The organism is Mycobacterium sp. NGS15 (genome assembly GCF_059813245.1).
Genome location: NZ_JCALEF010000004.1, coordinates 432,297 through 456,678, shown reverse-complemented (window position 1 = coordinate 456,678; position 24,382 = coordinate 432,297). Strand labels below are relative to the sequence as shown.

The 24,382-nt window shown below is 63.5% G+C and carries 19 protein-coding genes; 12 read left to right on the top strand and 7 right to left on the bottom strand.

Translation table 11 applies throughout. The features are described 5' to 3' along the window. Positions 1-105: 105 nt before the first annotated feature. The 3 genes from AC5Y5C_RS13325 to AC5Y5C_RS13315 form a co-directional block, all read right to left on the bottom strand. Positions 106-1,050, bottom strand: a complete 945-nt coding sequence (locus tag AC5Y5C_RS13325; protein WP_499972749.1) for an alpha/beta fold hydrolase — start codon at positions 1,048-1,050, stop codon at positions 106-108. A 1-nt stretch (position 1,051) separates the two neighbouring features. Next, a complete protein-coding gene (locus AC5Y5C_RS13320) occupies positions 1,052-2,356 on the bottom strand; it encodes an ABC1 kinase family protein (RefSeq protein WP_499973212.1) in 1,305 nt (434 codons plus the stop codon). Between the two features lie 111 nt (positions 2,357-2,467). Then, a complete protein-coding gene (locus AC5Y5C_RS13315; protein ID WP_499972746.1) occupies positions 2,468-3,424 on the bottom strand; it encodes an alpha/beta fold hydrolase in 957 nt (318 codons plus the stop codon). A gap of 277 nt (positions 3,425-3,701) precedes the next feature. Here AC5Y5C_RS13315 and rplJ point away from each other — a divergent pair, with 277 nt between their 5' ends. From rplJ to AC5Y5C_RS13300, 3 genes are all read left to right on the top strand, one after another. Then, positions 3,702-4,229, top strand: coding sequence for a 50S ribosomal protein L10 (rplJ, locus tag AC5Y5C_RS13310; protein WP_030096639.1), 528 nt, complete (start codon positions 3,702-3,704; stop codon positions 4,227-4,229). A 63-nt stretch (positions 4,230-4,292) separates the two neighbouring features. Next, a complete protein-coding gene (rplL, locus tag AC5Y5C_RS13305) occupies positions 4,293-4,679 on the top strand; it encodes a 50S ribosomal protein L7/L12 (protein WP_499972743.1) in 387 nt (128 codons plus the stop codon). 84 nt (positions 4,680-4,763) lie between these two features. Further along, a complete protein-coding gene (locus AC5Y5C_RS13300) occupies positions 4,764-5,060 on the top strand; it encodes a hypothetical protein (protein WP_499972741.1) in 297 nt (98 codons plus the stop codon). A 15-nt stretch (positions 5,061-5,075) separates the two neighbouring features. Here AC5Y5C_RS13300 and AC5Y5C_RS13295 read toward each other — a convergent pair whose 3' ends face one another. Continuing rightward, entirely contained in the window at positions 5,076-5,831 is a 756-nt protein-coding gene (locus AC5Y5C_RS13295; RefSeq protein ID WP_499972738.1) for a TetR/AcrR family transcriptional regulator, read from the bottom strand. Positions 5,832-5,884: 53 nt separating this feature from the next. Between AC5Y5C_RS13295 and AC5Y5C_RS13290 the strand changes: the two genes are divergently transcribed. From AC5Y5C_RS13290 to AC5Y5C_RS13255, 8 genes are all read left to right on the top strand, one after another. Next, positions 5,885-7,390: a carotenoid oxygenase family protein gene (locus tag AC5Y5C_RS13290; RefSeq protein WP_499972735.1), complete on the top strand. Its 1,506-nt coding sequence runs from the start codon at positions 5,885-5,887 to the stop codon at positions 7,388-7,390. A gap of 4 nt (positions 7,391-7,394) precedes the next feature. Beyond that, positions 7,395-7,946: a nitroreductase family deazaflavin-dependent oxidoreductase gene (locus AC5Y5C_RS13285; protein ID WP_499972731.1), complete on the top strand. Its 552-nt coding sequence runs from the start codon at positions 7,395-7,397 to the stop codon at positions 7,944-7,946. Positions 7,947-7,997: 51 nt separating this feature from the next. Then, positions 7,998-8,594 (top strand): DUF4126 domain-containing protein, encoded by a 597-nt coding sequence (locus AC5Y5C_RS13280; RefSeq protein WP_499972726.1) that lies wholly within the window; start codon positions 7,998-8,000, stop codon positions 8,592-8,594. Positions 8,595-8,675: 81 nt separating this feature from the next. After that, positions 8,676-10,061, top strand: coding sequence for an MFS transporter (locus AC5Y5C_RS13275; RefSeq protein ID WP_499972724.1), 1,386 nt, complete (start codon positions 8,676-8,678; stop codon positions 10,059-10,061). Between the two features lie 188 nt (positions 10,062-10,249). Further along, the gene (locus AC5Y5C_RS13270; protein WP_499972721.1) at positions 10,250-11,377 is read left to right on the top strand and encodes an ABC transporter ATP-binding protein; all 1,128 of its coding nucleotides are present in this window, start codon (positions 10,250-10,252) and stop codon (positions 11,375-11,377) included. 93 nt (positions 11,378-11,470) lie between these two features. Then, positions 11,471-13,651, top strand: a complete 2,181-nt coding sequence (locus AC5Y5C_RS13265; RefSeq protein WP_499972719.1) for a molybdopterin-containing oxidoreductase family protein — start codon at positions 11,471-11,473, stop codon at positions 13,649-13,651. A 402-nt stretch (positions 13,652-14,053) separates the two neighbouring features. After that, the gene (gene rpoB / locus AC5Y5C_RS13260; RefSeq protein ID WP_499972715.1) at positions 14,054-17,557 is read left to right on the top strand and encodes a DNA-directed RNA polymerase subunit beta; all 3,504 of its coding nucleotides are present in this window, start codon (positions 14,054-14,056) and stop codon (positions 17,555-17,557) included. A gap of 55 nt (positions 17,558-17,612) precedes the next feature. Further along, on the top strand, positions 17,613-21,560 hold the full coding sequence (locus AC5Y5C_RS13255) for a DNA-directed RNA polymerase subunit beta' (protein ID WP_499972713.1): 3,948 nt from the start codon (positions 17,613-17,615) through the stop codon (positions 21,558-21,560). A 45-nt stretch (positions 21,561-21,605) separates the two neighbouring features. Here the strand turns inward: AC5Y5C_RS13255 and AC5Y5C_RS13250 are convergent, their stop codons facing one another. Further along, complete coding sequence (locus AC5Y5C_RS13250; RefSeq protein ID WP_499972711.1) at positions 21,606-22,013, bottom strand: hypothetical protein; 408 nt, start codon at positions 22,011-22,013, stop codon at positions 21,606-21,608. A gap of 136 nt (positions 22,014-22,149) precedes the next feature. On the opposite strand from AC5Y5C_RS13250, the gene AC5Y5C_RS13245 reads away from it, so the two are divergent. Continuing rightward, entirely contained in the window at positions 22,150-23,553 is a 1,404-nt protein-coding gene (locus AC5Y5C_RS13245) for an amino acid permease (RefSeq protein WP_499972709.1), read from the top strand. Here the strand turns inward: AC5Y5C_RS13245 and AC5Y5C_RS13240 are convergent. After that, entirely contained in the window at positions 23,550-23,840 is a 291-nt protein-coding gene (locus tag AC5Y5C_RS13240; protein ID WP_499972707.1) for a DUF1905 domain-containing protein, read from the bottom strand. The genes AC5Y5C_RS13245 and AC5Y5C_RS13240 overlap by 4 nt on opposite strands. A 54-nt stretch (positions 23,841-23,894) precedes the next feature. Further along, entirely contained in the window at positions 23,895-24,380 is a 486-nt protein-coding gene (locus AC5Y5C_RS13235) for an SRPBCC family protein (protein WP_499972705.1), read from the bottom strand. Positions 24,381-24,382 lie beyond the last annotated feature (2 nt).

The window sequence follows — 24,382 nt, the reverse complement described above, 5'->3', positions numbered from 1 at the left end:
TTTGTCCCGTGCCGAGGCTAGAGCATGATCGCCGCAGGTACAAGGATTCTGTGCAGAATTAACAACCAGTTCGATCCCGATGAAATCGTTCCCTACGGGAGCTAATTAGCGGCCCGCGGCCTCGGATTCCGTTGCATCCTCTGCAGGCTCTGATCGGGCGAAGTTCTCGGTGAGCTTGGCAATGACCCGGTTCCACAGCTGTTCGGGCAAGTCATGGCCCATGCCGTCGATCAGCGCCAGCCGTGCACCGGGCGTGGCCCGAGCGATGGCCCGAGCACCCGAAGGGCGCATCAACCTGTCGGCCTTACCGTGTAAAACCAGTGCGGGGGAGGCGATTCGGTTGTCGAACGGCACCAGGCTGCCGGTTCCCATGATTGCCGCGAATTGCCGGGCGAATCCCTTGGGGTAATAGCTACGGTCATAGTACTCGGCGGCGTGTAGATATGACTTCGTTTGGGACTGACGGTATTTCGGACTGCCAATGGTCTGGCCCACCCGCACGCTGTTGGCGATGATCTGCTCGCGGGTGGCGTCGGCGGGCGGTGGCTTCAGCAGCGCCATCAGCTGACGTGGTCCGGGCGGCGGCAGGAATGGCTGGTTGTTGCTCGACATGATGATGGTGACCGTCTCGGTCCGGTCGGGATGCTCGGCGGCGAAAACCTGCGCGATCATGCCGCCCATCGAGGCGCCCACGATATGCGCTTGCCCGATGCCGAGATGATCGAGCAGGCCGGCCGCGTCGGCCGCCATGTCCACCAAGGTATAGGCGGTGTCGGCGATCTTCACTCCGGCAAGGAATTTCGCCATGGTTGGAATGAGTGAGCCACCACCGGCACGCACCCCGTCCAGCTTGGTCGATAGGCCGCAGTCTCGATTGTCGAAGCGGATGACACGGTAACCCTGATCGGCGAGCTGCTGGCAGAATTCGGTACGCCAGAACACCATCTGCGCACCGATGCCCATGATGAGCAGCACCGCGGGATCGGCCGGATTGCCGAACTCCTCGTAGCACAGCTCGATATCGCCGACCTTGGCGGTGTTGGCCGTCATCTCAGATATCTCCCTCGCGATTGTGCTCACGGCTGATATCGACAATGAAATTGCCGAAGTAGCCCTTGAGTTCGGGGTCCTCCATCATCTGCCAGCGCGGCGCCAGCAGTTTCATGTACCGCTCGACATACAGGAATTGCTTGCCTATGAGCACCAGCTCACGCGGCAGCTTGACGTCGTATTGCTCGGCGAGCGTGGACAGCTGCTTACCGATATCCGAGTACGACATGTCCCCAAGGGATTTCATGGTGAGCGGAGTGGCGAAGGCCTGGATGTCCCGGGTGCCCTTGTCGGCGTCGCCGGGGCTGCCGACGGCACCCAACAGAACCACGATTTTGCCTGCGGCGCGATGGTCCTTCTTGACCAGTAGCGCGTGAATCAGCTCGCGTAACAGCCAGCGGGTCCGCGGGTCGATGAAGCCGACGATGCCGAAGTCCAGGAATACGATCCGGCCCTCGGCATCCACCAGGAGATTCCCCGCGTGCAGGTCCCCGTGGAACAAGCCCTGGCGTAGCCCGGATTCGAACACGGAGAACAACAACGACTTCACCAGCGCGGTGCCGTCGAATCCCGCCTTGCGAATGGCCGGCGCGTCGTCAATCCGGATGCCGTGCACCCGCTCCATGGTGAGCACCTTGGACGTCGTGTAGTGCCAGTGCACATCCGGCACCCGGATGTTCTTGCCGAGCGAGGAGGTGTGCAGGTGCTCGACCCAGGTCTGCATGGCCTGGCCTTCGGCCAGGAAATCCAGCTCCTCGGAAAGGTTTCCGGAGAAATCGTCCACGACATCGCGGGCCGAGAGCATCCGGCCTACCTTGCCTAGTTCCAGTAGTGCCGCGCCGCGCTTCATGATCTGAAGGTCGGCGGCGACCCGGCGGCGAATCCCCGGGCGTTGTATTTTGACCACCACATCCTCGCCGGAATGCAGTGTCGCGTAATGCACCTGGGCGATCGACGCGGATGCGAACGGCTCAGCGTCAAAGGTGGCGAAGAGCTTCTCGGGTTCAGAGCCGAGTTCGGAGATGATGAGCTCACGGACCTGTGAGGAATCAGCGGGTGGGACGCGGTCGAGCAGCCCACGGAATTCACGAGACAGCGACTCGCCGAATGCACCCGGACTGGACGCGATGATCTGACCGAGCTTGACGTATGTGGGACCCAGATCGGAGAAGGTCTGAGGAAGCTCGGCGATGACCTTCTGCTCGAAGCTGCCCTTCTTGGTGATCTTGCCCAGCACTCGTCCAGCGGTGCGCGCGACCTGCCAGCCTGTGGTGCCCAGCCGCGCGGCCTCGGAGAGCAACGCCACGCGTCCGAGCGGTGCAACCTGACGTCCACGGCCTTCACCTACGCTCCGGCCGGAACGTTCTTGGGCAGTCATGAAATGCAAGTGTGCCGCATCATGCCCGCGCGGCCCTAGTCAGTCCTGCACGCGTTCGGCCGCGAGCGGGAGATGCGCCCTGTCAAAAGTTGTCAACAACTCCGTGGTCACGGGCTCCCACACGGGCTCGGGCAGATCGTGGCCCATGCCTTCGATGAGCGCGAACCGTGAGTTCCGGATGTTCTTGGCCACGACCCGCCCGTTCTGGTACGGCACCAGCGGGTCATTGCGGCCGTGGATCACGACCGCTGGCGCGGTGATGGCGCGGGTGAAGCGCAGCAGGCTCCCGGTGCCCAGAATGGCGTCGAATTGGCGCACGGTGCCCACCTTGTAGTCGCTGCGGGCTCTGTGTTCGAGAATGCGCTGTCGCAGTACCTCGCGGGAGGGCAGGTTGTCGGGCCCGTTGTAGACGATGCCGTTATTCACCTCGAACTCGAGCCACTCCTCGGGGGTCGCGTTCTTACCGGGAGCTTTCATGGCGGTCTTGATCAGTTCCCAGGATGGCAACCGCGAGAACGGGCGGCCGGTCGCCGAGTAGATGATGCCGACGGAGCTGACGCGCTCGGGGTAGGTGCCCGCGAAGACCTGCACGATCATGCCGCCCATCGAGGCACCCGCGATATGCACGGTGTCCAGCTCTAGGTGGTCGATGAGCGTGCGGACGTCCTCGGCCATATCGATCAGGGTGTACGGGACCTCACTGCCCACGCCGAACGCATAGCGGACCACGCGACGCTGTACCGATCCCGGCGCCTTGTGCCCGTCCAGTTTCGTCGACAGCCCGCAATCGCGGTTGTCGAAGCGGATCACGCGATAGCCGCGATCGAGCAGCCGCCGGCAGAACCCGTCCGGCCACATCGGGAGCTGTGCTGCCACTCCCATGACAAGGATGACGGCGGGATCGCGGGGGTTGCCGAGGTCTTCGTAGAAGAGCTCGATATCGCCATTACGTGCAATGCCTGATCGGATCGGGACTTCGGAGGACAGCGGCACCATTCCTGGATACCACGCCGTTTTGGATGATCGCCCTCATCTGCGGTAATCTCACAGAGCTCCACCGAAGACCGTCGGTCACCTCTCGCGAGGTTGAAGGTTCAGGACATGTCCTGACGGCCCACGCAGGAGGACGAGGTTTAGACCTGCGGATCAAAAGTCCGTGGATTTTCACGCCCCGACCTGTCTGCGTCGGGGCGTTCGTCATTTCAGACGCCTTCTCGCCCTCAGACCGTCTTGTCCCAGGTGTAGCGACCGAAACGAGATGAGGAGGCAATACATGGCCAAGACTGAAAAGGTCACTGCCGTTGCCGAGATCACTGAGCAGTTCAAGGATTCAACTGCGACTGTGATCACCGAGTACCGCGGCCTGTCGGTGTCCGCTCTGGCCACCCTGCGTCGCTCCCTCGGAGCTTCCGCCACCTACTCCGTTGCCAAGAACACGCTGGTCAAGCGTGCGGCTTCGGAGGCCGGTGTGGAGGGCCTGGACGAATTGTTCACCGGCCCAACGGCAATCGCGTTCATCAAGGGTGAGCCCGTGGACGCAGCGAAGGCCATCAAGACCTTCGCGAAGGACAACAAGGCACTGATCATCAAGGGCGGCTACATGGATGGCCGCGCCCTGTCAGTTGCCGAGGTTGAGCGCATCGCCGATCTGGAATCGCGCGAGGTGCTGCTGGCCAAGCTGGCTGGCGCTATGAAGGGCAACCTGGCCAAGGCCGCCGGGCTGTTCAACGCCCCGGCGTCCCAGGTTGCACGCCTGGCCGCCGCCCTGCAGGAAAAGAAGGCCAGCGAAGAAGCGGCCTAGGGGCTGCGTAGCGGCCTCCGGAAAACCCCAAACCTGTTGTAAATCAAGGAAGGAACCAACATTATGGCAAAGCTGAGCACCGAGGAACTGATCGATGCTTTCAAGGAGCTGACGCTGCTTGAGCTGTCCGAGTTCGTCAAGACCTTCGAAGAGGTCTTCGAGGTCACCGCTGCCGCTCCGGTCGCCGTCGCGGCCGCCGGTGCCGCTCCGGCCGCTGCCGAGGCTGCCGAGGAGCAGAGCGAGTTCGACGTCATCCTGGAGAGCGCCGGCGACAAGAAGATCGGCGTCATCAAGGTTGTGCGCGAGATCGTCTCCGGCCTGGGCCTGAAGGAAGCCAAGGACCTGGTCGACGCGGCCCCCAAGCCGCTGCTGGAGAAGGTCGCCAAGGAGGCCGCTGACGACGCCAAGGCCAAGCTCGAGGCCGCTGGCGCGACGATCACCGTCAAGTAGTTCGCAGTACTTTCGAACCCCGGCCCCTGGGAGTCTTCGGACTTCCAGGGGCCGGTTTCGTTTTCAGCCCGCACACTCGATTCCGTGATCGTCTATCTGCTCATCGCCGCGGGCTGTTTCCTGCTGATTCTCGTGGTGCTTCGCGCCCGGCGTCGTCGTAGTCCCGGGACGGCCATGCCCACGCCGCGAACGAAAACGCCCACCGACGACGAATTGCGCAAGCAACTGCTGACGCGTCTTGCGCGAGATATGCGAGCTCCCACTGCCACGGCCGTCCGTGCCATGGCGGCCCTGCGGGATGCGACGGTGTCGGCGCCAGCACGGACCGCTGTGCCGGTTCGCCACGAAGATGCCGGCGAATTGTCCTGGGCGCCTCTCTAGGTCGGCCTTGCTCCGCTAGGCCAGCGCGGCGATTCGGGCGGCAGCAGTCGTGGCCGAGCTGCTTACCCGCTCAGGGGTGTCGCCCAGCGCGATAAGCAGGTCCGTGGTCATGGAGGCCAATACCGGACCAACCGCAGTGCCGTTTTCGCCCCAGAAGCCGGCAAGTTCCAGCATGACAAACCCGTGCATGATGGTCCAGAACTTGGCGGCGGTGGCAGCGACCTTGGCGGCATCGTCGGGGGAGCCGTCGATCCGGCCCGCGGCCATGGCGCGTTGCACACTGCGATAGAGCTCCGTGGCGCTGGCGTGCTGGGGTGTCAGGTGCATGGTGTTGAACATGTTGCGGCTGGGGGCGTTGATGCCGTGCGCGCTCGTGACTCCGAACATCAGTCGGTACATGTGCGGATAGTTGATCGCGAACTGCCGGTAGACCATGCCCGTCACCATGAAATCGGCGATGGGGTCGTCGGTGTGGGACACGTCGGCCTGTGCGCCGGCGAACTGGCGCAACCCCTCCTCGGCTACCTCGGCGATGAGCTCGCGCATGCCGCCGAAATAGGTATAGACCGCCATGGTGGAGGTGCCGGCGGCAGCCGCGATCTTGCGCGTCTGCAGGGCATCGGGGCCCTGCTCATTCAGAAGCTGCACGGCCGCGAGGACAAGATCGCCCCGGGGGTTACGGGCGACGGTCCGATCGTTTCGCTGACTGTTTTTCGGCACGGGTGAGCTCATGGTCTTGCCATGTTCGCACAACGGGAGTACGTTCGGCATAACGCCGTAATAACAGCGTTATGCCAGTCAGTCAGCCAGCCCCGGAGGACACGATGACCGCCACGATTCAGCCCACCGCCACGGAGAGTCCGTATCTGACCGGAGTCTGGGAGCCGGTTCAGCAGGAAGTGACAAGTACCGATCTGAAGGTCACCGGCACCATTCCGGACTACCTGGACGGGCGCTACCTGCGCAACGGTCCCAACCCTGCCGCCGAGGTGGACCCCGCGACCTACCACCTGTTCAGTGGGGACGCGATGGTGCACGGCCTGTCACTACGTGATGGGAAGGCGCAGTGGTACCGCAATCGCTGGGTGCGTACCGAGGCAGTGCGCAAGGCGCTCAGTGAGCCGGCGGTCGCCATCGGTACCTCGGCCGGTACATCGCTGATCGGACCTAACACCAATGCGCTCAGTCATGCCGGTCGCACCTTGGCGTTGGTGGAGGGCGGTATCGCCAACTATGAGCTCACCGAGGAGCTGGATACCGTCGGCGCCTGCGATTTCCAGGGGACTCTGCCGGGTGGATACACCGCACACCCGAAGATTGATCCCGATACCGGTGAAATGCACGCCGTCTCATACTCTTTCGCGCGGGGTAATACCGTCCAGTATTCGGTTATCGACACCTCCGGCAGGGCCCGCCGTACGGTCGACATCAAGGTCCACGGTTCTCCGATGATGCACGACTTCACCCTCACCGAGAAGTACGTCGTCTTCTACGATCTGCCCGTCACCCTGGACACCTCGATGATCACCAAATCGGTACCGATGCCTGCCATTTTGCGTAAGCCCGCCCAGCTGGTCATGCAATCCCTGATCGGCAAGATCAAGATCCCTGGTCCGATTGCTGCCAGAGCGAGCCAACTCTCGGGGAAGTCTCCCTCGATTCCCTACTCGTGGAATCCCAAGTACCCGGCCAGAATTGGTGTGATGCCGCGCGAGGGCGATGATGCCTCCCGGAAAGCCCAGGTGCGCTGGTTCGAGATCGAGCCGTGCTACGTCTTCCACCCGCTCAACGGGTACTCCGAGATGCGTGACGGCCAGGAAGTCGTGGTGATCGATTTGGTCCGCTATGACTCGATGTTCTCCGCCGATGTACTCGGCCCCAGCGATGCGCGCGGCCTGCTCGACCGTTGGGTCATCAACCTGGCCAAGGGCACCGTCGCCATGGAACGCCGCGATGATCGCCATCTCGAGTTCCCCCGTATCAACGAGGCGCTCACTGGTAAGAAGCACCGGTACGGATACCTGCCCTGCATCGCCGGGGCTTTCGAGTCCGACGGCAAGGTAGACGGCAGCCTTGTCAAGTTCGATTACCAGACCGGTACCGACAGCCGGACTGCGCTTGATTCACTTGCGGTGGGTGAGATGTCGTTTGTGCCGAACCCTTCGGGAACTGCCGAAGACGACGGTGTGCTCGTCGGGTTCGGTCTCAGCGCCGGGACGTCTGAGGGCAAGTTCGTGGTGCTGGACGCACAAACTCTGGAGCTCGCCGCCACGGTCGATCTCCCGCAGCGAGTTCCGGCAGGTTTTCACGGCAATTGGGCCCCTCGCTAAGACCATGGACGCCCCTCTGCCGGAGTCGTTGCGCTACACGGACGGACGGTACGTCTTCGAGCGGCGGCCGGGGCTGGACACGACGGCGGCGCCGCTGGCGGAGCGCCGTCGGTTCGCCGGAGCACTGCACGCGATACATCGGCCATGGTTCGCCATCCGGGTGCCTCGCGGTGTCGGCGTACTGACCACCATCGGAAGAAGATCCGGGAGTCCGCGCGTCACGTACGTCAAGGCTGTGCGCGACGGGGACAGGGCATATCTGGCGGCGATCACCGGTCGGCACACCCTGTGGGTCAAGAACATTCAGGCCAACCCACAGGTGAGCCTTCGGCTCACCGACGGAACGTACTCGGGGGCCGCCCGGCCGATCGCGCCCGGCGACTCGGTGTACGACGCGGCCCGCGAGCGGTTCTGCGGCGTTGTATATCCCTTCGACTACGTCGAAAACATGTTCCACCGCAAGGGGTTGCCATCTCGACGCAAGATTGTCGAACTGCATCGCGCCTGGTTCGAGGGCGGAACACCACTTGTCGTCGAGCTGGACACACGCGCGTGACGCCGTCGCGAAATCGCCGCTGAAATCGTGTGACCGCGTCACACTCGTGACATGGAGATCACCTCGGCCATCAGCGCTGTCCTCGGGGCATTCGGCCTCTCGGGTGCCGCCGGACTGAATGCCTGGCTGCCGCTGCTCGCGGTGGGCGCCGCCGACCGATTCGGGTGGATCGAGCTCGGCCCGTCGTACGGCTGGCTGTCCTCTGCTCCGGCCCTGATCGTCCTTGCGGTCATCTTCGTGCTCGACCTCATCGGCGACAAGATTCCGGCCCTGGACTCGGTACTGCATGCGGTCGGCACATTTATCGCACCGGCGTCGGGAGCGATTCTGTTCACGGCTGAAACGAGCCTTTCATCGAATCTGCCGCCGGCAGTCGCCGCGATCCTGGGGGCCATCACTGCCGGCAGTGTGCACGCCAGCCGGACGGTCGCACGCCCCTTTGTGACGGGCACCACTGCCGGCCTGGGGAATCCGGTGGTCTCGACCGCCGAGGACGGCACCTCGCTGGTCCTGACAATTCTGGCCTTGGCGGTGCCGCTTCTTGCGTTTGTCGTGGTGCTGGTGCTCATGGCCGCACTGGGGTGGGTGACCTTTCGGGCCGTCCGATGGGCGCGCGGCAGGCGCAAAACCGACTCGGCCAGTCCCTAGGTAGCTCCTGCGATAACGGCTATCGCAGGACGAATGTGGATGGGGCTCATAGAGTGATCAAGACGAGAGAATGAAGGTGACATGAATCTGGCCGTACGGCACGTCTTTATCGCTTGCGCCGCGCTACTGGTGGCGAGGGTGACCATGCTGGACCACGGTCTGGCGGCGGTGTGGGGAGTGGACCGGGGTGATGACGCACTCGGCACGGTCGAGTGGGCGACCGTCGCGGGCGACGTGGTGGCAGTGGTGACATTGCTTGTGTTCGCCCGGTTGGGAAATCACATTCGGCCGACGTCCTTCCTGGCGGCCGGCCTGGTGATCCTGGGCCTGTCGACGGCCGGGTCGTTGATACCGGGATCGGCGACGTTACTTGCCTGGGTGATGCTGGTTTCGGCACTGGGCGCCGGGCTGACCATGGTGGCCTCGATGCTGATCGTCCTGCATTCGACGCCACGGCAAGGCCGCGGTCTGTCCTTGGGATTCTGGGTGGCAATGTACCCGGTGGCGATGTTGGCGGGTCAGGTTCTGGACATCAATTCGCCGCAGAACTGGCGCCCCATCACCTACGGGATCCTTGCGGCAACCGTAGTGGTGCTGGTGGTGGTTCTCACCCAGCCGCACCGCGAGTTCGTCGGCACGTTCGACACCTTCGACCTCGTTGGCGCCCTGCTGTGGCTGGTTGGGGTGTCGGCGCTGGCCTGGCTCCTGATCGACGAATCTTCGCCGGTACGCGCGGTGATCCTCGGGATCGTCGCCCTGGTGTCCTTCGGTGCGCTCTTCGCGCAGACGCGGCGCCGGGGTTCTGCGGCATTGATCGCCGCGGACGTTCTGACCCGTCCGGTCGTGCTGGCGGCACTGCTGGCGATTACCGTGCTCACGTTCCTGGTGCGGTTCGCCGACTTCGACCATGCGGCGATGTGGTGGTCGATCGATCGTGAGCAGGCACCGTCCGACACCCCCGCGTTTGCCCTCTTTGTCTCCGGACTGGTCTTGGCCCCGGTCGCCGGGTATCTCATCGACGCGGGCAAGCGCACGCTCGTCGCGGTGTTGGGCACGGTGTTGCTGATCGCCGGAGTGGTGGCAACGGTCATCGAACTGCGGGCGGCGACGACGGAGGGCGGATTGATACTGGGTTTGCTGCTGTCCGGAGCCGGTATCGCGACGCTGGCCGTCTACCTTTTTTACGCGGTGTTCCACGGAGTCTCGCCGGTACAGCTGACGGTGGTGGGGGGCCTGGCGGTGACCGCTTCTGCGCTGGGTGTGGTCCTCGGTGAGTTCGTTCGGCAGCGCGCAGAGGTGGATCTGCTGACCGGATATGGCCTCACGCATCCGAGTGTCTTCGCCGATGTTGTCGGGTTGATCGTCGTACTCATCGCGCTGCTGGCCGGGGCACTGCTCATCGTGGAGCGCCGACGGCACGGTGCTGCTGACACGGAGCCCTCCGACACGCAGTCGTCGACGCGTTGAAGGGCGAACTCGCGCGAGACCGGCGACGGCGTGTACTAAACGCGTAGTGGCTGGTTATCACAGTTAGCCAGTTGACGGACGGGTCTGCACACAAACGCGATGCAGCTCCTGGGCATGCGCTAAAGTGATCCGAACCACAGCCTGGCCGGGTTGGTGGTGAAGTGTGCGTGTCGCGGAAGGATCGCCTGGTGGGTGCAGAAGTCTCCGTTGAGGGTTTGACCAAGTCCTTTGGTTCACAACGAATCTGGGAGAATGTCACCCTGTCTCTGCCGCCGGGCGAAGTCAGCGTGCTGCTGGGGCCGTCCGGTACCGGTAAGTCCGTCTTCCTGAAGTCGCTGATCGGACTGTTGCGTCCGGAGCAGGGTGCCATCTACGTCGACGGCACCAACATCATGGAGTGCTCCTCCAAGGAGCTGTATGAGATCCGCAAGCTGTTCGGCGTGATGTTCCAGGACGGTGCGCTGTTCGGCTCGATGAACCTGTACGACAACACCGCCTTCCCCTTGCGTGAGCACACCAAGAAGAAGGAATCCGAGATCCGCGACATCGTCATGCAGAAGCTTGACGTCGTGGGTCTTACCGGCCACGAAACCAAGTTTCCCGGCGAGATCTCCGGCGGTATGCGCAAGCGTGCCGGTCTGGCCCGCTCGCTGGTGCTGGACCCGCAGATCATTCTCTGTGACGAGCCGGACTCCGGTCTGGACCCAGTGCGTACCGCCTACCTGAGCCAGCTGCTCATCGACATCAACGCCCAGATCGACGCCACGATCCTGATCGTGACGCACAACATCAACATCGCCCGTACCGTCCCGGACAACATGGGCATGCTGTACCGCCGCCAGCTCGTCATGTTCGGCCCCCGTGAGGTGCTGCTGACCAGTGACGAGCCGGTGATCAGGCAGTTCCTCAACGGTCGCCGTATCGGGCCGATCGGGATGTCCGAGGAAAAGGACGAGGCCACCATGGCCGAGGAGCAGGCGCTCGTCGATGCCGGCCACCACGACGGTGGCGTCGAGGAGATCGAGGGTGTGCCGCCGCAGATCCAGGCCACCCCGGGCATGCCGGAGCGGGCGGCCGTTGGTCGCCGTCAGGCACGGGTGCGTGAGCTCATGCACTCGCTTCCGCCCAACGCGCAGGCCGCTATCCAGGACAGCCTCGCCGGCACTCACCAGTTCCCCGTGCACACCTTCGCGGACGAGCCCGGTACCGCGGCGACCACCACGTTGGCGCCGCCGCAGACCGAGCAGCCCACGCAGACCATCAACACGGTCGACGACGACGCTCCCACGGGCCAGATCCCGCCCGTGCGGGGGTAGTAGCGGGCCTCGGTGAATCCGGGGTTGATATTTGCAAACACGCGTTATCAAATAGGGGTCAGCCCTGTGTGACGTGTGAAAGCGGTGCCGACTATGACAGTCGAAACGAAGGCGACATTCTGTCGTATCTGTGAGCCGCTGTGCGGCATGGTCGCCACGGTCGAGGACGGCAAGCTGCTCTCGCTGCGTCCCGATAAGGAAAACCCGGCATCGTCGGGGTTCGCGTGCCAGAAAGGCATCGCGTTCGCTGATGTGCACAACGATCCCGACCGACTGATCACGCCCATGCGGCGCACGCCTTCCGGGGAGTTCGAACCAGTCGACTGGGACACCGCGATGGCCGATATTGCCGAGCGGGTTCGCGAGATCCATCGGGCACACGGCTCCGGCGCCTTGGGCTGGTATTTCGGCAACCCCGGGGCGTTCAGCTATTCGCATGTGCTGTGGTTGTTGATGCTGTCCGCGGGATTCGGCCCCCGGCTGCATCTGTTCACGGCGGGCTCGCAGGACATCAACAGTCGTTTCGTCGCCAGTCAGCTGCTGTACGGGAACTCCGTGACGATGCCGATACCGGACATTCCACGCACCGACTTCTTGGTGGTGATCGGGGCCAACCCGGTCGTATCCCACGGCTCCGGGGTCACTATCCCGCGGATACGTGAGCACATGAAGGCCGTGGTCAAGCGCGGGGGACGGGTGCTGGTGATCGATCCCCGCCGGACCGAAACCGCGGCGGATTTCGAGTGGCTCGGCATCGCGCCCGACGGTGATGCGTTCCTGCTGTTGTCGCTGCTTCGGGTGATGTTCGATGAGAACCTGGTCGACCGGGCGCTGCTCACCAGACAGGTCAGCGGCATCGGCTGGCTCGAACAGCTGGTCGAGCCGTTCACCCCGGAGTCGACGCAGGAGCACACGGGAATCGATCCGAGCACGGTCTGCCAGTTGGCGCGCGATCTCGTCGCTGCCGACCGTGCCGTGGTGTATGGCAGGGTGGGCACCTGTCTCGGTCAAAATGGAACGCTCACAACGTATTTACTCGATGTAGTGAATTTGGCCGCGGGCAATCTGGCCCATCCGGGTGGTTCCATGTTCGGATCGTTCGGCATGCCGGGTGAGCGGTTCGCCATGAAGGCGGTGGGTGCGCTGCTGGGTTCGGTGTACCGGCGCCGCCGCTCGCGGGTCGGCGGGTTCCCCTCGGTATTGGGATCGGAGCCCGCCGGGATCATGGCCAAGGAAATCACCACTCCGGGACAGGGCCAGATCCGGGCCCTGTTCGTCGGCGCGGGAAACCCGGTGCTCTCGGTACCCAACGGCGATGAGCTGGAGAGGGCGTTCAAGCAGTTGGATCTGATGGTGGGCATCGACCTCTACATCAACGAGACACTGGCGCACTGCGACTACGTGTTGCCGGCAACAACCATGTACGAGCGCGACGATTTTATGATCCCCTTCGCGATGCTGCGGCCCACACCCTTCCGGCAGGTCACCGAGGCGGTGACCGCCCCCGCAGGTCAGGCGCGCCAGGAGTGGCAGATCATCGACGAGCTCACCAGCAGGCTGTGGAATCTCACCCCCGGCCTGCGGCTCCTCGAGGGCATGCGCAGGACACTGGCGGTGTTTGGCTCGCGTCTTCAGCCCCGGCTCTTCGTGGACGCGCTGATCAGGATGTCCGAGGGCGGTGATCGCTTTCGGATTCGTCGTCGTGGCCTGACGTTTGATCGGCTCACCCGAGACTATCCACACGGCAAGGTGCTCTCCGAGCATTTGCCGGAGGTGCCGCTAGCGCACTCGGTCTCATATCTTGATGGGCGGGTTCGCCTGCAGCACAAGGATATCGAGACCGAAGTCATCTCGCTGGGCGAACGTGAACACGATCCGCGGTTCCCGCTGCGCCTGATCGGGATGCGGGAGGCTCGTTCCGAGAACTCCTGGATGCATAACGTCCCGCTGCTCATGCGCGGCGGCCGGCTGCAGCGTGCCGTGATCCACGCATGTGACGCGGATCGACTCGGCATCGCAACCGACGACCTGGTGAGGATCACCTCGGCGCATGGCGAGATCGAGGTGCCCGCTCAGGTGAGTAAGGACATCCTTCCAGGCGTCATCGCCGTCCCGCATGGCTGGGGGCACCGTCGTCGAGCCGGATGGAAGACCGCCAACGCGAACCCCGGCGCCAACGTCAATCTGCTGATGTCCAGCGCGCCGGGAGACCTAGAGGCACTGGCCGGGATGGCACGCCTCAACGGTGTGCCCGTCAGGGTTGAGCGCATGTGACGAGTGCCTGTGGCCGCCGTTTTCCGGCGGCACCTTCGATGCCGTGATCGAGGATCCGGTCAAGCTCGGCTAAGGCGGCAGTCTCTGTATCGAAAGGGCAAAAAAGAAACGCCGAAAATACTGGCGCTATCTCTTGACGGGCGGCGTGCGACGAGTCACTCTGTTTGGCAGCACGGACGTTTGCGAATGCAGTGAGGCCGCCAGCCAGCACTGATCCGCAGAATTGACCGGGCAGTTGAAGGCTGCGCGATAGTACGCTATTGTTAGACGTTGCGCTGGCTGCCTCCTGCCCACCTTCCCTCGCCACGACGGTGTCGGTTCATGTTGTGATCGATCGGGTGTGTGTTTGGTCGTTGCTTGCGCAAAACAACGCAGATGCGCGGCAACACTGGAGGACCGATCTTGGCAGTCTCTCGCCAGACTAAGACCGATAACGCAACTACTAACTCCGTACCTGGGGCGCCTAGCCGACTTTCCTTTGCCAAGCTGCGGGAGCCGCTTGCGGTTCCCGGCCTGCTTGATGTGCAGACGGATTCCTTTGAATGGCTGGTTGGCTCACCCCGGTGGCGTGAGGTTGCGACTGCTCGCGGTGAGGTGAACCCGACCGGCGGCCTTGAGGAGATCCTCACGGAGCTCTCGCCGATCGAGGACTTCTCCGGCTCGATGTCGCTGTCATTCAGCGACCCGCGCTTCGACGAGGTCAAGGCACCCGTCGACGAGTGCAAAGACAAGGACATGACGTACGCAGCCCCGCTGTTCGTCACGGCCGAGTTCATCAACAACAACACCGGCGAGATTAAGAGCCAGACGGTCTTCATGGGTGATTTCCCGATGATGACCGACATGGGCACCTTCATCATCAACGGCACCGAGCGCGTCGTCGTGTCGCAGCTCGTCCGTTCGCCCGGCGTCTACTTCGACGAGAACATCGACAAGTCGACCGAGAAGACCCTGCACAGCGTCAAGGTCATCCCCGGCCGCGGTGCGTGGCTCGAGTTCGATGTCGACAAGCGCGACACCGTGGGTGTCCGCATCGATCGCAAGCGCCGCCAGCCGGTCACCGTGCTGCTGAAGGCACTCGGCTGGACCAACGAGCAGATCGTTGAGCGTTTCGGATTCTCCGAGATCATGATGGGGACCCTGGAGAAGGACAACATCGCCGGTCCCGATGAGGCGCTGCTGGACATCTACCGCAAGCTGCGCCCGGGCGAGCCGCCGACCAAGGAGTCCGCGCAGGCTCTGCTGGAGAACCTGTTCTTCAAGGAGAAGCGCTACGACCTGGCCCGCGTGGGCCGGTACAAGGTGAACAAGAAACTGGGCCTGGGAGGCGTCAACCCGGCTCAGGTGACCACGACCACCCTCACCGAGGAAGATGTCGTCGCCACCATCGAGTACCTGGTGCGCCTGCACGAGGGCCAGACCTCGATGACCGCCCCCGGCGGTGTCGAGGTGCCGGTGGACGTCGATGACATCGACCACTTCGGTAACCGTCGTCTGCGCACCGTCGGCGAGCTGATCCAGAACCAGATCCGGGTCGGCCTGTCCCGCATGGAGCGCGTCGTGCGTGAGCGCATGACCACTCAGGACGTCGAGGCGATCACCCCGCAGACCCTGATCAACATCCGTCCCGTCGTGGCGGCGATCAAGGAGTTCTTCGGAACCAGCCAGCTGTCGCAGTTCATGGATCAGAACAACCCGCTGTCGGGTCTGACCCACAAGCGTCGTCTGTCGGCGCTGGGCCCGGGTGGTCTGACTCGCGACCGCGCCGGCCTTGAGGTCCGCGACGTGCACCCCTCGCACTACGGCCGCATGTGCCCGATCGAGACCCCGGAAGGCCCGAACATCGGCCTGATCGGCTCTCTGTCGGTGTACGCGCGGGTTAACCCGTTCGGCTTCATCGAGACGCCGTATCGAAGGGTGACTGAAGGCGTTGTTACCGATGAGATCCGCTACCTGACCGCCGACGAAGAGGACCGCCACGTCGTGGCGCAGGCCAATTCGCCGACCGACGACAAGGGTCGCTTCACCGAGGAGCGCGTCCTGGTGCGCCGTAAGGGTGGCGAGGTCGAGTTTGTGCCGTCGACCAACGTCGACTACATGGACGTCTCGCCGCGCCAGATGGTGTCGGTGGCGACAGCCATGATCCCGTTCCTCGAGCATGACGACGCCAACCGTGCCCTGATGGGTGCCAACATGCAGCGCCAGGCGGTCCCGCTGGTGCGTAGCGAGGCCCCGCTGGTCGGTACCGGTATGGAGCTGCGTGCTGCCATCGACGCCGGTGACGTTGTTATCGCGGAGAAGGCCGGTGTCATCGAAGAGGTGTCCGCCGACTACGTCACCGTGATGGCAGACGACGGCACCCGGCAGAGCTACCGATTGCGCAAGTTCGCGCGATCGAACCACGGCACCTGCGCCAACCAGCGCCCGATTGTGGACGAAGGTCAGCGGGTCGAGGTCGGTCAGGTCGTCGCGGACGGTCCCTGCACCGAAAACGGTGAAATGGCCCTCGGTAAGAACCTGCTCGTGGCGATCATGCCGTGGGAAGGCCACAACTACGAGGACGCCATCATCCTGTCCAACCGCCTGGTGGAAGAGGATGTGCTCACCTCGATTCACATCGAAGAGCACGAAATCGATGCGCGTGACACCAAGCTGGGCGCCGAGGAGATCACCCGGGATATCCCGAACGTGTCGGACGAAGTCCTCGCGGATCTGGATGAACGCGGCATCGTCCGCATCGGCGCCGAGGTCCGCGACGGCGACATCCTCGTCGGCAAGGTCACCCCGAAGGGCGAGACCGAGCTGACCCCCGAGGAGCGCCTGCTGCGTGCCATCTTCGGCGAGAAGGCCCGCGAGGTTCGCGACACCTCCCTGAAGGTGCCGCACGGTGAGTCCGGGAAGGTCATCGGTATCCGCGTCTTCTCGCGTGATGACGACGACGATCTGCCTGCCGGCGTGAACGAGCTCGTTCGCGTCTACGTCGCGCAGAAGCGCAAGATCTCCGACGGTGACAAGCTTGCCGGACGCCATGGCAACAAGGGCGTCATCGGCAAGATCCTGCCCGTCGAGGACATGCCGTTCCTGCCCGATGGCACTCCGGTCGACGTCATCCTGAACACGCACGGTGTACCGCGTCGTATGAACATCGGCCAGATCCTGGAAACTCACCTGGGGTGGGTGGCCAAGACCGGCTGGGATATCCGGAAGGATGGCAGCGCTGAGATTCCGGCGTGGGCGCAGAACCTCCCCGAGGACCTGCAGTCGGCTCCGGCCGACACCCGCACGGCCACCCCGGTGTTCGACGGTGCCCGCGAGGAGGAGCTGACCGGACTGCTGTCCTCGACGCTGCCCAACCGGGACGGCGAGGTCATGGTGGACGGTGATGGCAAGGCGCGGTTGTTCGATGGCCGTAGCGGCGAGCCATTCCCGTACCCGGTGACCGTCGGCTACATGTACATCCTGAAGCTGCACCACTTGGTCGACGACAAGATTCACGCCCGTTCGACCGGCCCGTACTCGATGATCACCCAGCAGCCGCTTGGTGGTAAGGCGCAGTTCGGTGGTCAGCGATTCGGTGAGATGGAGTGCTGGGCCATGCAGGCCTACGGTGCGGCATACACGCTGCAGGAGCTGTTGACCATCAAGTCCGATGACACTGTCGGTCGTGTGAAGGTCTACGAGGCGATCGTCAAGGGCGAGAACATCCCCGAGCCGGGGATCCCGGAGTCGTTCAAGGTCCTGCTCAAGGAACTCCAGTCGCTGTGCCTGAACGTGGAGGTGCTGTCCAAGGAGGGCACCACCATCGAAATGCGCGACGGCGATGACGAGGACCTGGAGCGCGCTGCCGCGAACCTGGGAATCAACCTGTCCCGCAATGAATCTGCGTCTATCGAAGACTTTGCGTGACTGTGATGTCGCTGTCCTTCTGATCGAACTATCCCGCAAGGGGAAAGGAGTTTACGTGCTCGACGTCAACTTCTTCGATGAACTCCGTATCGGCCTCGCGTCGGCGGATGACATCCGTAATTGGTCCTTTGGCGAAGTCAAGAAGCCAGAGACCATCAACTACCGCACGCTCAAGCCCGAGAAGGACGGCCTGTTCTGCGAGAAGATCTTCGGACCTACTCGCGACTGGGAGTGCTACTGCGGCAAGTACAAGCGCGTGCGCTTCAAGGGCATCATCTGTGAGCGCTGCGGCGTCGAGGTAACTCGCGCCAAGGTGCGCCGTGAGCGGATGGGCCACATCGAACTGGCCGCACCGGTCACGCACATCTGGTACTTCAAGGGTGTTCCGTCGCGTCTCGGATACCTGCTCGACCTGGCGCCGAAGGATCTGGAAAAGATCATCTACTTCGCCGCCTACGTCATCACCGCGGTCGACGACGAGCTGCGCCATAACGAGCTCTCGACACTCGAGGCCGAGATGGAGGTCGAGAAGAAGGCCGTCGCAGATCAGCGTGATGCCGACCTGGAGGCCCGCGCCCAGAAGCTCGAAGCCGACCTGGCCGAGCTCGAGGCTGAGGGTGCCAAGTCCGACGTACGCCGTAAGGTGCGCGACGGTGGCGAGCGCGAGATGCGTCAGTTGCGCGATCGGTCCCAGCGTGAGCTGGACCGGCTCGACGAGATCTGGACCACCTTCACCAAGCTCTCCGTCCAGCAGCTGATCGTCGACGAGCTGCTCTACCGCGAGCTTGTGGACCGCTACGGCGAGTACTTCACCGGTGCTATGGGTGCCGAGGCCGTGCAGAAGCTCATCCAGAACTTCGATCTCGATGCCGAGGCCGAGAACCTGCGCGAGACCATCCGGAGTGGCAAGGGGCAGAAGAAGCTTCGGGCGCTCAAGCGCCTGAAGGTGGTGGCAGCGTTCCAGAACTCCACCAACAACCCCGGTGGCATGGTGCTCGACGCGGTGCCGGTGATCCCACCGGAGCTGCGCCCGATGGTTCAGCTCGACGGCGGCCGCTTCGCGACCTCCGATCTGAACGATCTGTACCGCCGCGTCATCAACCGCAACAACCGCCTCAAGCGACTGATCGATCTGGGTGCGCCCGAGATCATCGTCAACAACGAGAAGCGGATGCTGCAGGAGTCTGTGGACGCACTGTTCGACAACGGTCGTCGTGGACGTCCGGTCACCGGACCGGGTAACCGTCCGCTGAAGTCGCTGTCGGATCTGCTCAAGGGCAAGCAGGGCCGGTTCCGCCAGAACCTGCTCGGTAAGCGCGTCGACTACTCGGGCCGTTCGGTCATCGTGGTCGGCCCGCAGCTCAAGCTGCACCAGTGTGGTCTGCCCAAGCTGATGGCGCTCGAGCTGTTCAAGCCGTTCGTGATGAAGCGCCTGGTCGACCTGAACCACGCGCAGAACATCAAGAGCGCCAAGCGCATGGTGGAGCGTCAGCGCGCCCAGGTGTGGGATGTCCTCGAAGAGGTCATCGCCGAGCACCCGGTGCTGCTGAACCGTGCACCAACACTGCACCGCCTGGGTATCCAGGCCTTCGAGCCGCAGCTGGTGGAAGGCAAGGCAATTCAGCTGCACCCGCTGGTGTGTGAGGCGTTCAACGCCGACTTCGACGGTGACCAGATGGCCGTGCACCTGCCGCTGTCCGCGGAGGCGCAGGCCGAGGCGCGCATCCTGATGCTGTCCTCGAACAACATCCTGTCGCCCGCGTCGGGCCGCCCGCTGGCCATGCCGCGTCTGGACATGGTGACCGGTCTGTACTTCCTGACAACCGAGATCCCCGGCGATACCGGTGCGCACACCCCGGCCGCCAAGGACCAACCGGAGACCGGTGTGTACAGCTCGCCCGCCGAGGCCATCATGGCCCTCGACCGTGGTGCGCTGAGCGTCCGTGCGCCGATCCGGGTGCGGCTGACCCAGCAGCGTCCGCCGGCCGAGGTCGAGGCCGCGTTGTTCGAAAACGGTTGGCGGCCAGGCGATGCCTGGGTTGCCGAGACCACCCTGGGTCGCGTGCTGTTCAACGAGCTGCTGCCCCACGGGTACCCGTTCGTGAACAAGCAGATGCACAAGAAGGTGCAGTCGGCGATTATCAACGACCTCGCCGAGCGGTTCCCGATGATCGTGGTCGCTCAGACCGTCGACAAGCTCAAGGATGCCGGTTTCCACTGGGCCACGCGCTCGGGTGTTACGGTCTCGATGGCCGACGTGCTGGTGCCGCCGCAGAAGGCGGAGATCCTGGACCGCTACGAGAAGGAAGCGGAGCGGATCGAAAAGCAGTACCAGCGTGGTGCTTTGAACCACCAGGAGCGTCGCGACGCACTGGTCAAGATCTGGCAGGAAGCCACCGACGAGGTCGGTAAGGCGCTGGAGGAGCACTACCCGGACGACAACCCGATCACCTTGCTGCCCAAGTCCGGCGCGACCGGCAACATGACCCAGGTGCGAAACCTGGCGGGCATGAAGGGGCTGGTGACAAACCCGAAGGGTGAGTACATCCCGCGGCCGATCAAGTCCTCGTTCCGTGAGGGTCTGACCGTTCTCGAGTACTTCATCAACACGCACGGCGCCCGTAAGGGCCTGGCGGATACCGCGCTTCGCACCGCGGACTCGGGTTACCTGACCCGTCGTCTGGTGGACGTCTCGCAGGACGTCATTGTCCGCGAGCACGACTGCGGTACCGAGCGTGGCATCAACGTGACCATCGCCGAGAAGCTGGACGACGGCACGATGATCCGCGATGCGCACATCGAAACCTCTGCCTACGCACGGACTCTCGCCGCTGACGCGGTGGATGCCGATGGCAACGTGCTGGTGGAGCGTGGACACGATCTGGGCGATCCGGCGATCGAGAAGCTTCTCGCCGCGGGTGTCACCACGGTCAAGGTGCGGTCGGTGCTCACCTGCACCACCGGTACCGGGGTCTGCGCGATGTGCTACGGCCGCTCGATGGCGACCGGCAAGCTCGTCGACATCGGTGAGGCGGCGGGCATCGTGGCCGCACAGTCGATCGGTGAGCCCGGTACCCAGCTGACCATGCGTACCTTCCACCAGGGTGGCGTCGGTGACGACATCACCGGTGGTCTGCCGCGTGTCACCGAGCTGTTCGAGGCGCGAGTTCCCAAGGGCAAGGCGCCCATTGCCGATGTCACGGGCCGGGTGCGCCTGGAAGAGGGCGAGCGCTTCTACAAGATCACCGTCATCCCGGATGACGGTGGCGAGGAAGTTGTCTACGACAAGCTCTCCAAGCGTCAGCGCCTGCGCGTCTTCAAGCACGAGGACGGCTCCGAGCGTCCGCTGGCCGACGGCGACCACGTCGAGGTCGGGCAGCAGCTCATGGAGGGCGCGGCCGATCCGCACGAGGTGCTCCGCGTGATGGGCCCGCGTCAGGTGCAGGTGCACCTGGTCAACGAGGTCCAGGAGGTGTACCGCAGCCAGGGTGTGTCGATCCACGACAAGCACATCGAGGTCATCGTGCGCCAGATGCTGCGTCGCGTGACGATCATCGATTCGGGCGCAACGGAATTCCTGCCCGGCTCGCTCACCGAGCGTGGCGAGTTCGAGACCGCGAACCGTCGCGTCGTGGCCGAGGGCAACGAGCCTGCGGCCGGCCGTCCGGTGCTGATGGGTATCACCAAGGCATCGCTGGCCACCGACTCGTGGCTGTCGGCGGCGTCCTTCCAGGAGACCACTCGCGTCCTGACCGATGCGGCCATCAACTGCCGCAGCGACAGACTGAATGGTCTGAAGGAGAACGTCATCATCGGTAAGTTGATCCCGGCTGGTACAGGTATCAACCGCTACCGCAACATCTCGGTGCAACCGACCGAAGAGGCCCGGGCCGCCGCGTACACGATCCCGTCGTACGAGGATGCCTACTACAGCCCCGACTTCGGTTCCAACACCGGTGCTGCGGTGCCGTTGGACGACTACGGATACAGCGACTACCGCTAAGTCGTAAGCACGAGAAGGGCCCCCGGGTTACACCCCGGGGGCCCTTCAATTTCGCCGCGCGGCGGTCCACGCACGCCGGAATGCGCTCCCGGCCACGACGACGAGAACCACGGGTGCGATGAGCCATTCAAGGAACGCGTCGATCGCGATGATCGGCCCGACTACCGGGCAATGATGACGGAATTGCGCGTAGAAGAAGCCCTGCGCCGCGGTGAGTGCGGCCAGGCTTGTCCAAAAGAGCACCCAGGACCGACTGATCGCGAGGCCTGGGCCGTTCGAATTGCACATGCCGAACGTGGTGATGCCCATCAGGGCAGCCACAATGGTTGCGGTGCCGTAGACGATCCACCAGCGACAAATGTCCAGACCGAGTTGTCCGGCAATGATCATGAACGGAAACACCGCGGTGAATATCGGCAATGCCACGCGTCCGATGAACTGTTGGTTGAGCATGCCAGAAGCCTATGTGCGTAAGAGAAGTCGGTTCAGCGCATAAATACCTAGCTAGGCCACGCAATTCCACGCGCGTTGTGGACGGTGTGTCCGGGTTTCCCGTGCAATAAGCGTCTGCTCACGCAATGATGTTCCGATGACCGTTGCCAATTCCGAGTCCGAGACGCCCGACGCCGGATATTCACGTGGGCTCTCTGCCCGCACGGTGCAGATGATCGCGATCGGAGGTGCCATTGGCACCGGCCTCTTCTATGGCGCCGGTGGTGCGATCGAGAAGGCAGGTCCGGCGCTCATCTTGGCCTACCTGGTCGCGGGTCTGGCCATATTCGTGATCATGCGCGCACTCGGTGAACTACTGGTCTATCGGCCAGTCTCGGGCAGCATCTCCGAGTACGCCGAGGAATTCATGGGACGCTTCGCCGGATTCGCCAACGGCTGGACGTACTGGGCGGTGTGGGCCACAACATGTATGGCAGAGATTACCGTCGCCGGCGTATACATCCAACGGTGGTGGCCCGGAGTCCCGCAGTGGGTCACTGCTTTGGCGGTCCTTCTCATCTTGTTCGGGGCCAACCTGATATCGGTGAAGCTCTTCGGGGAGGCCGAGTTCTGGTTCTCGATGATCAAGGTGACGGCGATCGTCGGCATGATCATCATCGGTGTCGGTGTACTACTTCCTATTGCGGGCCTCGGCCCGGAATCGGGCCCCACCGTCGCCAATCTCTGGAACGACGGCGGTTTCTTTCCGACCGGATTCAGCCAGGCCCTACTGAGCCTGCAGATCGTGGTGTTCGCCTATGTCGGCGTTGAGCTCGTCGGTGTCACCGCGGGGGAGGCCGAGAACCCGAAAGTTACGCTGCGCAAGGCGATTAACACGTTGCCGTTCCGCATCGGGTTGTTCTACGTGGGCGCGCTGATTGTCATTCTGTCGATTCAGGGTTGGCGGAATTACCACAAGGGCGAGAGTCCCTTCGTCGCGGTGTTCGAGTACCTCAACATTCCGCAGGCGGCGAACATCGTGAACTTCATCTTGCTGACTGCCGCACTTTCCTCCTGCAATTCGGGCATCTATTCGACCGGCCGGATGGTGCGCAGCCTGGCGCAGCGCGGCGATGCCCCCGTCGGTCTGCAGTCGTTGAGCTCACGTCACGTCCCGATGTTGGCCATCTGCTTCTCGGCACTCGCCATGGGGATCGGTGTGTTCGTCAACTGGCTGTCGCCGGACAAGGCATTCGCCTACATCACGTCGGTGTCCACTATCGGCATCATTTTCGTGTGGGGTTCAATCTTGGTGTCCCACATGATCTACCGGAAGCGGGTCGCTGCCGGGGAGTTGCCTGCCTCGGATTACAAGCTACCCGGCGCGCCGGTGACGAATCTGTTGGCGCTGGCCTTCCTGGCTCTCGTAGTGGTGCTTCTGTTCTTCACCGAGGACGGCCGTACCGCGATCTTCGTGGGCCTGGTGTGGTTCGCGATTGTGGTGCTTGGTTACTTTGTGCACCACGGCGAACCTGCGCGGCACGAAAGGCAAGACGCCTAGGCGCGGTCGGTATCGAGCTTGACCTCCACGGTCACTCGGTCCCCGGGCCCCTTGCCCAACTGTTCCTGAATGTCCTTGCGCACCCCGAGGAGGTGCTTGCCGCCGTACGGCGCCAGGGATCCCGTGTACGTGACCGAGCCGTCGAACACGGCCCGCACCGGCACGCGGGCCTTGACTCCGAAGGTGTCGATCACGGAGAACGGGAACTCAACGAATGCGCCGGGGCCCTCTGGTTTCTCAATTGTCGCTTCGAAGGTGATGGCGCCGGGGTTGCGATATTCCACCATGGGGTGAGCGTAAAGGACGCCCGCACCGGCAGCAGTGGTACGGGCGCCGATCGCTCATGAGCGGACGAGGTCGTCGATCTGGTTGATCGCCGACGAAGCCCCTTCGATAACGCCCATGTCCAGCACCTTCTGCAGCCCCTCGGCGGTCTCGAACGTGCTGACGTAGCTTGCCAGGGTGCGGCCGTCCTTCTCGGCGAAGCTGTAGACATTTTCTGCAACTGGCATGTCGTCGACCGGGTTCAGATTCTCGTCGGAGAACCCGTCCTTGAATGCGAAGCTGTTTGGCTCGTCGACTGCCGTGATCTCCCACCAACCGCCGAAGCGCTCGCCTTCGGGCCCGGTCATGTAGTAGCTCGTCCGCCCACCCGGCTTGAGCTCGTGGTCCACGAACGTCGCCGGGTAAGTTGGTGGTCCCCAGATCTTTTCGAGCTGGCGAGGGTCTGCATAGATCTGCCAGATCCGCCCGATCGGTGCCTCGAATTCGGCGTTGATGGTGATGGTTCGGGTGTCGATGTCATGAGTTACGTCGGTAACAGGCATGA

Coding starts and splice junctions, on each gene's coding strand:
- AC5Y5C_RS13325 (WP_499972749.1), bottom strand. CDS start 1,050: ATGACGGCCAACACCGCCAAGGTCGGCGATATCGAGCTGTGCTACGAG.
- AC5Y5C_RS13315 (WP_499972746.1), bottom strand. CDS start 3,424: ATGGTGCCGCTGTCCTCCGAAGTCCCGATCCGATCAGGCATTGCACGT.
- rplJ (WP_030096639.1), top strand. CDS start 3,702: ATGGCCAAGACTGAAAAGGTCACTGCCGTTGCCGAGATCACTGAGCAG.
- rplL (WP_499972743.1), top strand. CDS start 4,293: ATGGCAAAGCTGAGCACCGAGGAACTGATCGATGCTTTCAAGGAGCTG.
- AC5Y5C_RS13295 (WP_499972738.1), bottom strand. CDS start 5,831: ATGCCGAACGTACTCCCGTTGTGCGAACATGGCAAGACCATGAGCTCA.
- AC5Y5C_RS13290 (WP_499972735.1), top strand. CDS start 5,885: ATGACCGCCACGATTCAGCCCACCGCCACGGAGAGTCCGTATCTGACC.
- AC5Y5C_RS13285 (WP_499972731.1), top strand. CDS start 7,395: ATGGACGCCCCTCTGCCGGAGTCGTTGCGCTACACGGACGGACGGTAC.
- AC5Y5C_RS13280 (WP_499972726.1), top strand. CDS start 7,998: ATGGAGATCACCTCGGCCATCAGCGCTGTCCTCGGGGCATTCGGCCTC.
- AC5Y5C_RS13275 (WP_499972724.1), top strand. CDS start 8,676: ATGAATCTGGCCGTACGGCACGTCTTTATCGCTTGCGCCGCGCTACTG.
- AC5Y5C_RS13265 (WP_499972719.1), top strand. CDS start 11,471: ATGACAGTCGAAACGAAGGCGACATTCTGTCGTATCTGTGAGCCGCTG.
- AC5Y5C_RS13250 (WP_499972711.1), bottom strand. CDS start 22,013: ATGCTCAACCAACAGTTCATCGGACGCGTGGCATTGCCGATATTCACC.
- AC5Y5C_RS13245 (WP_499972709.1), top strand. CDS start 22,150: ATGACCGTTGCCAATTCCGAGTCCGAGACGCCCGACGCCGGATATTCA.
- AC5Y5C_RS13240 (WP_499972707.1), bottom strand. CDS start 23,840: ATGGTGGAATATCGCAACCCCGGCGCCATCACCTTCGAAGCGACAATT.
- AC5Y5C_RS13235 (WP_499972705.1), bottom strand. CDS start 24,380: ATGCCTGTTACCGACGTAACTCATGACATCGACACCCGAACCATCACC.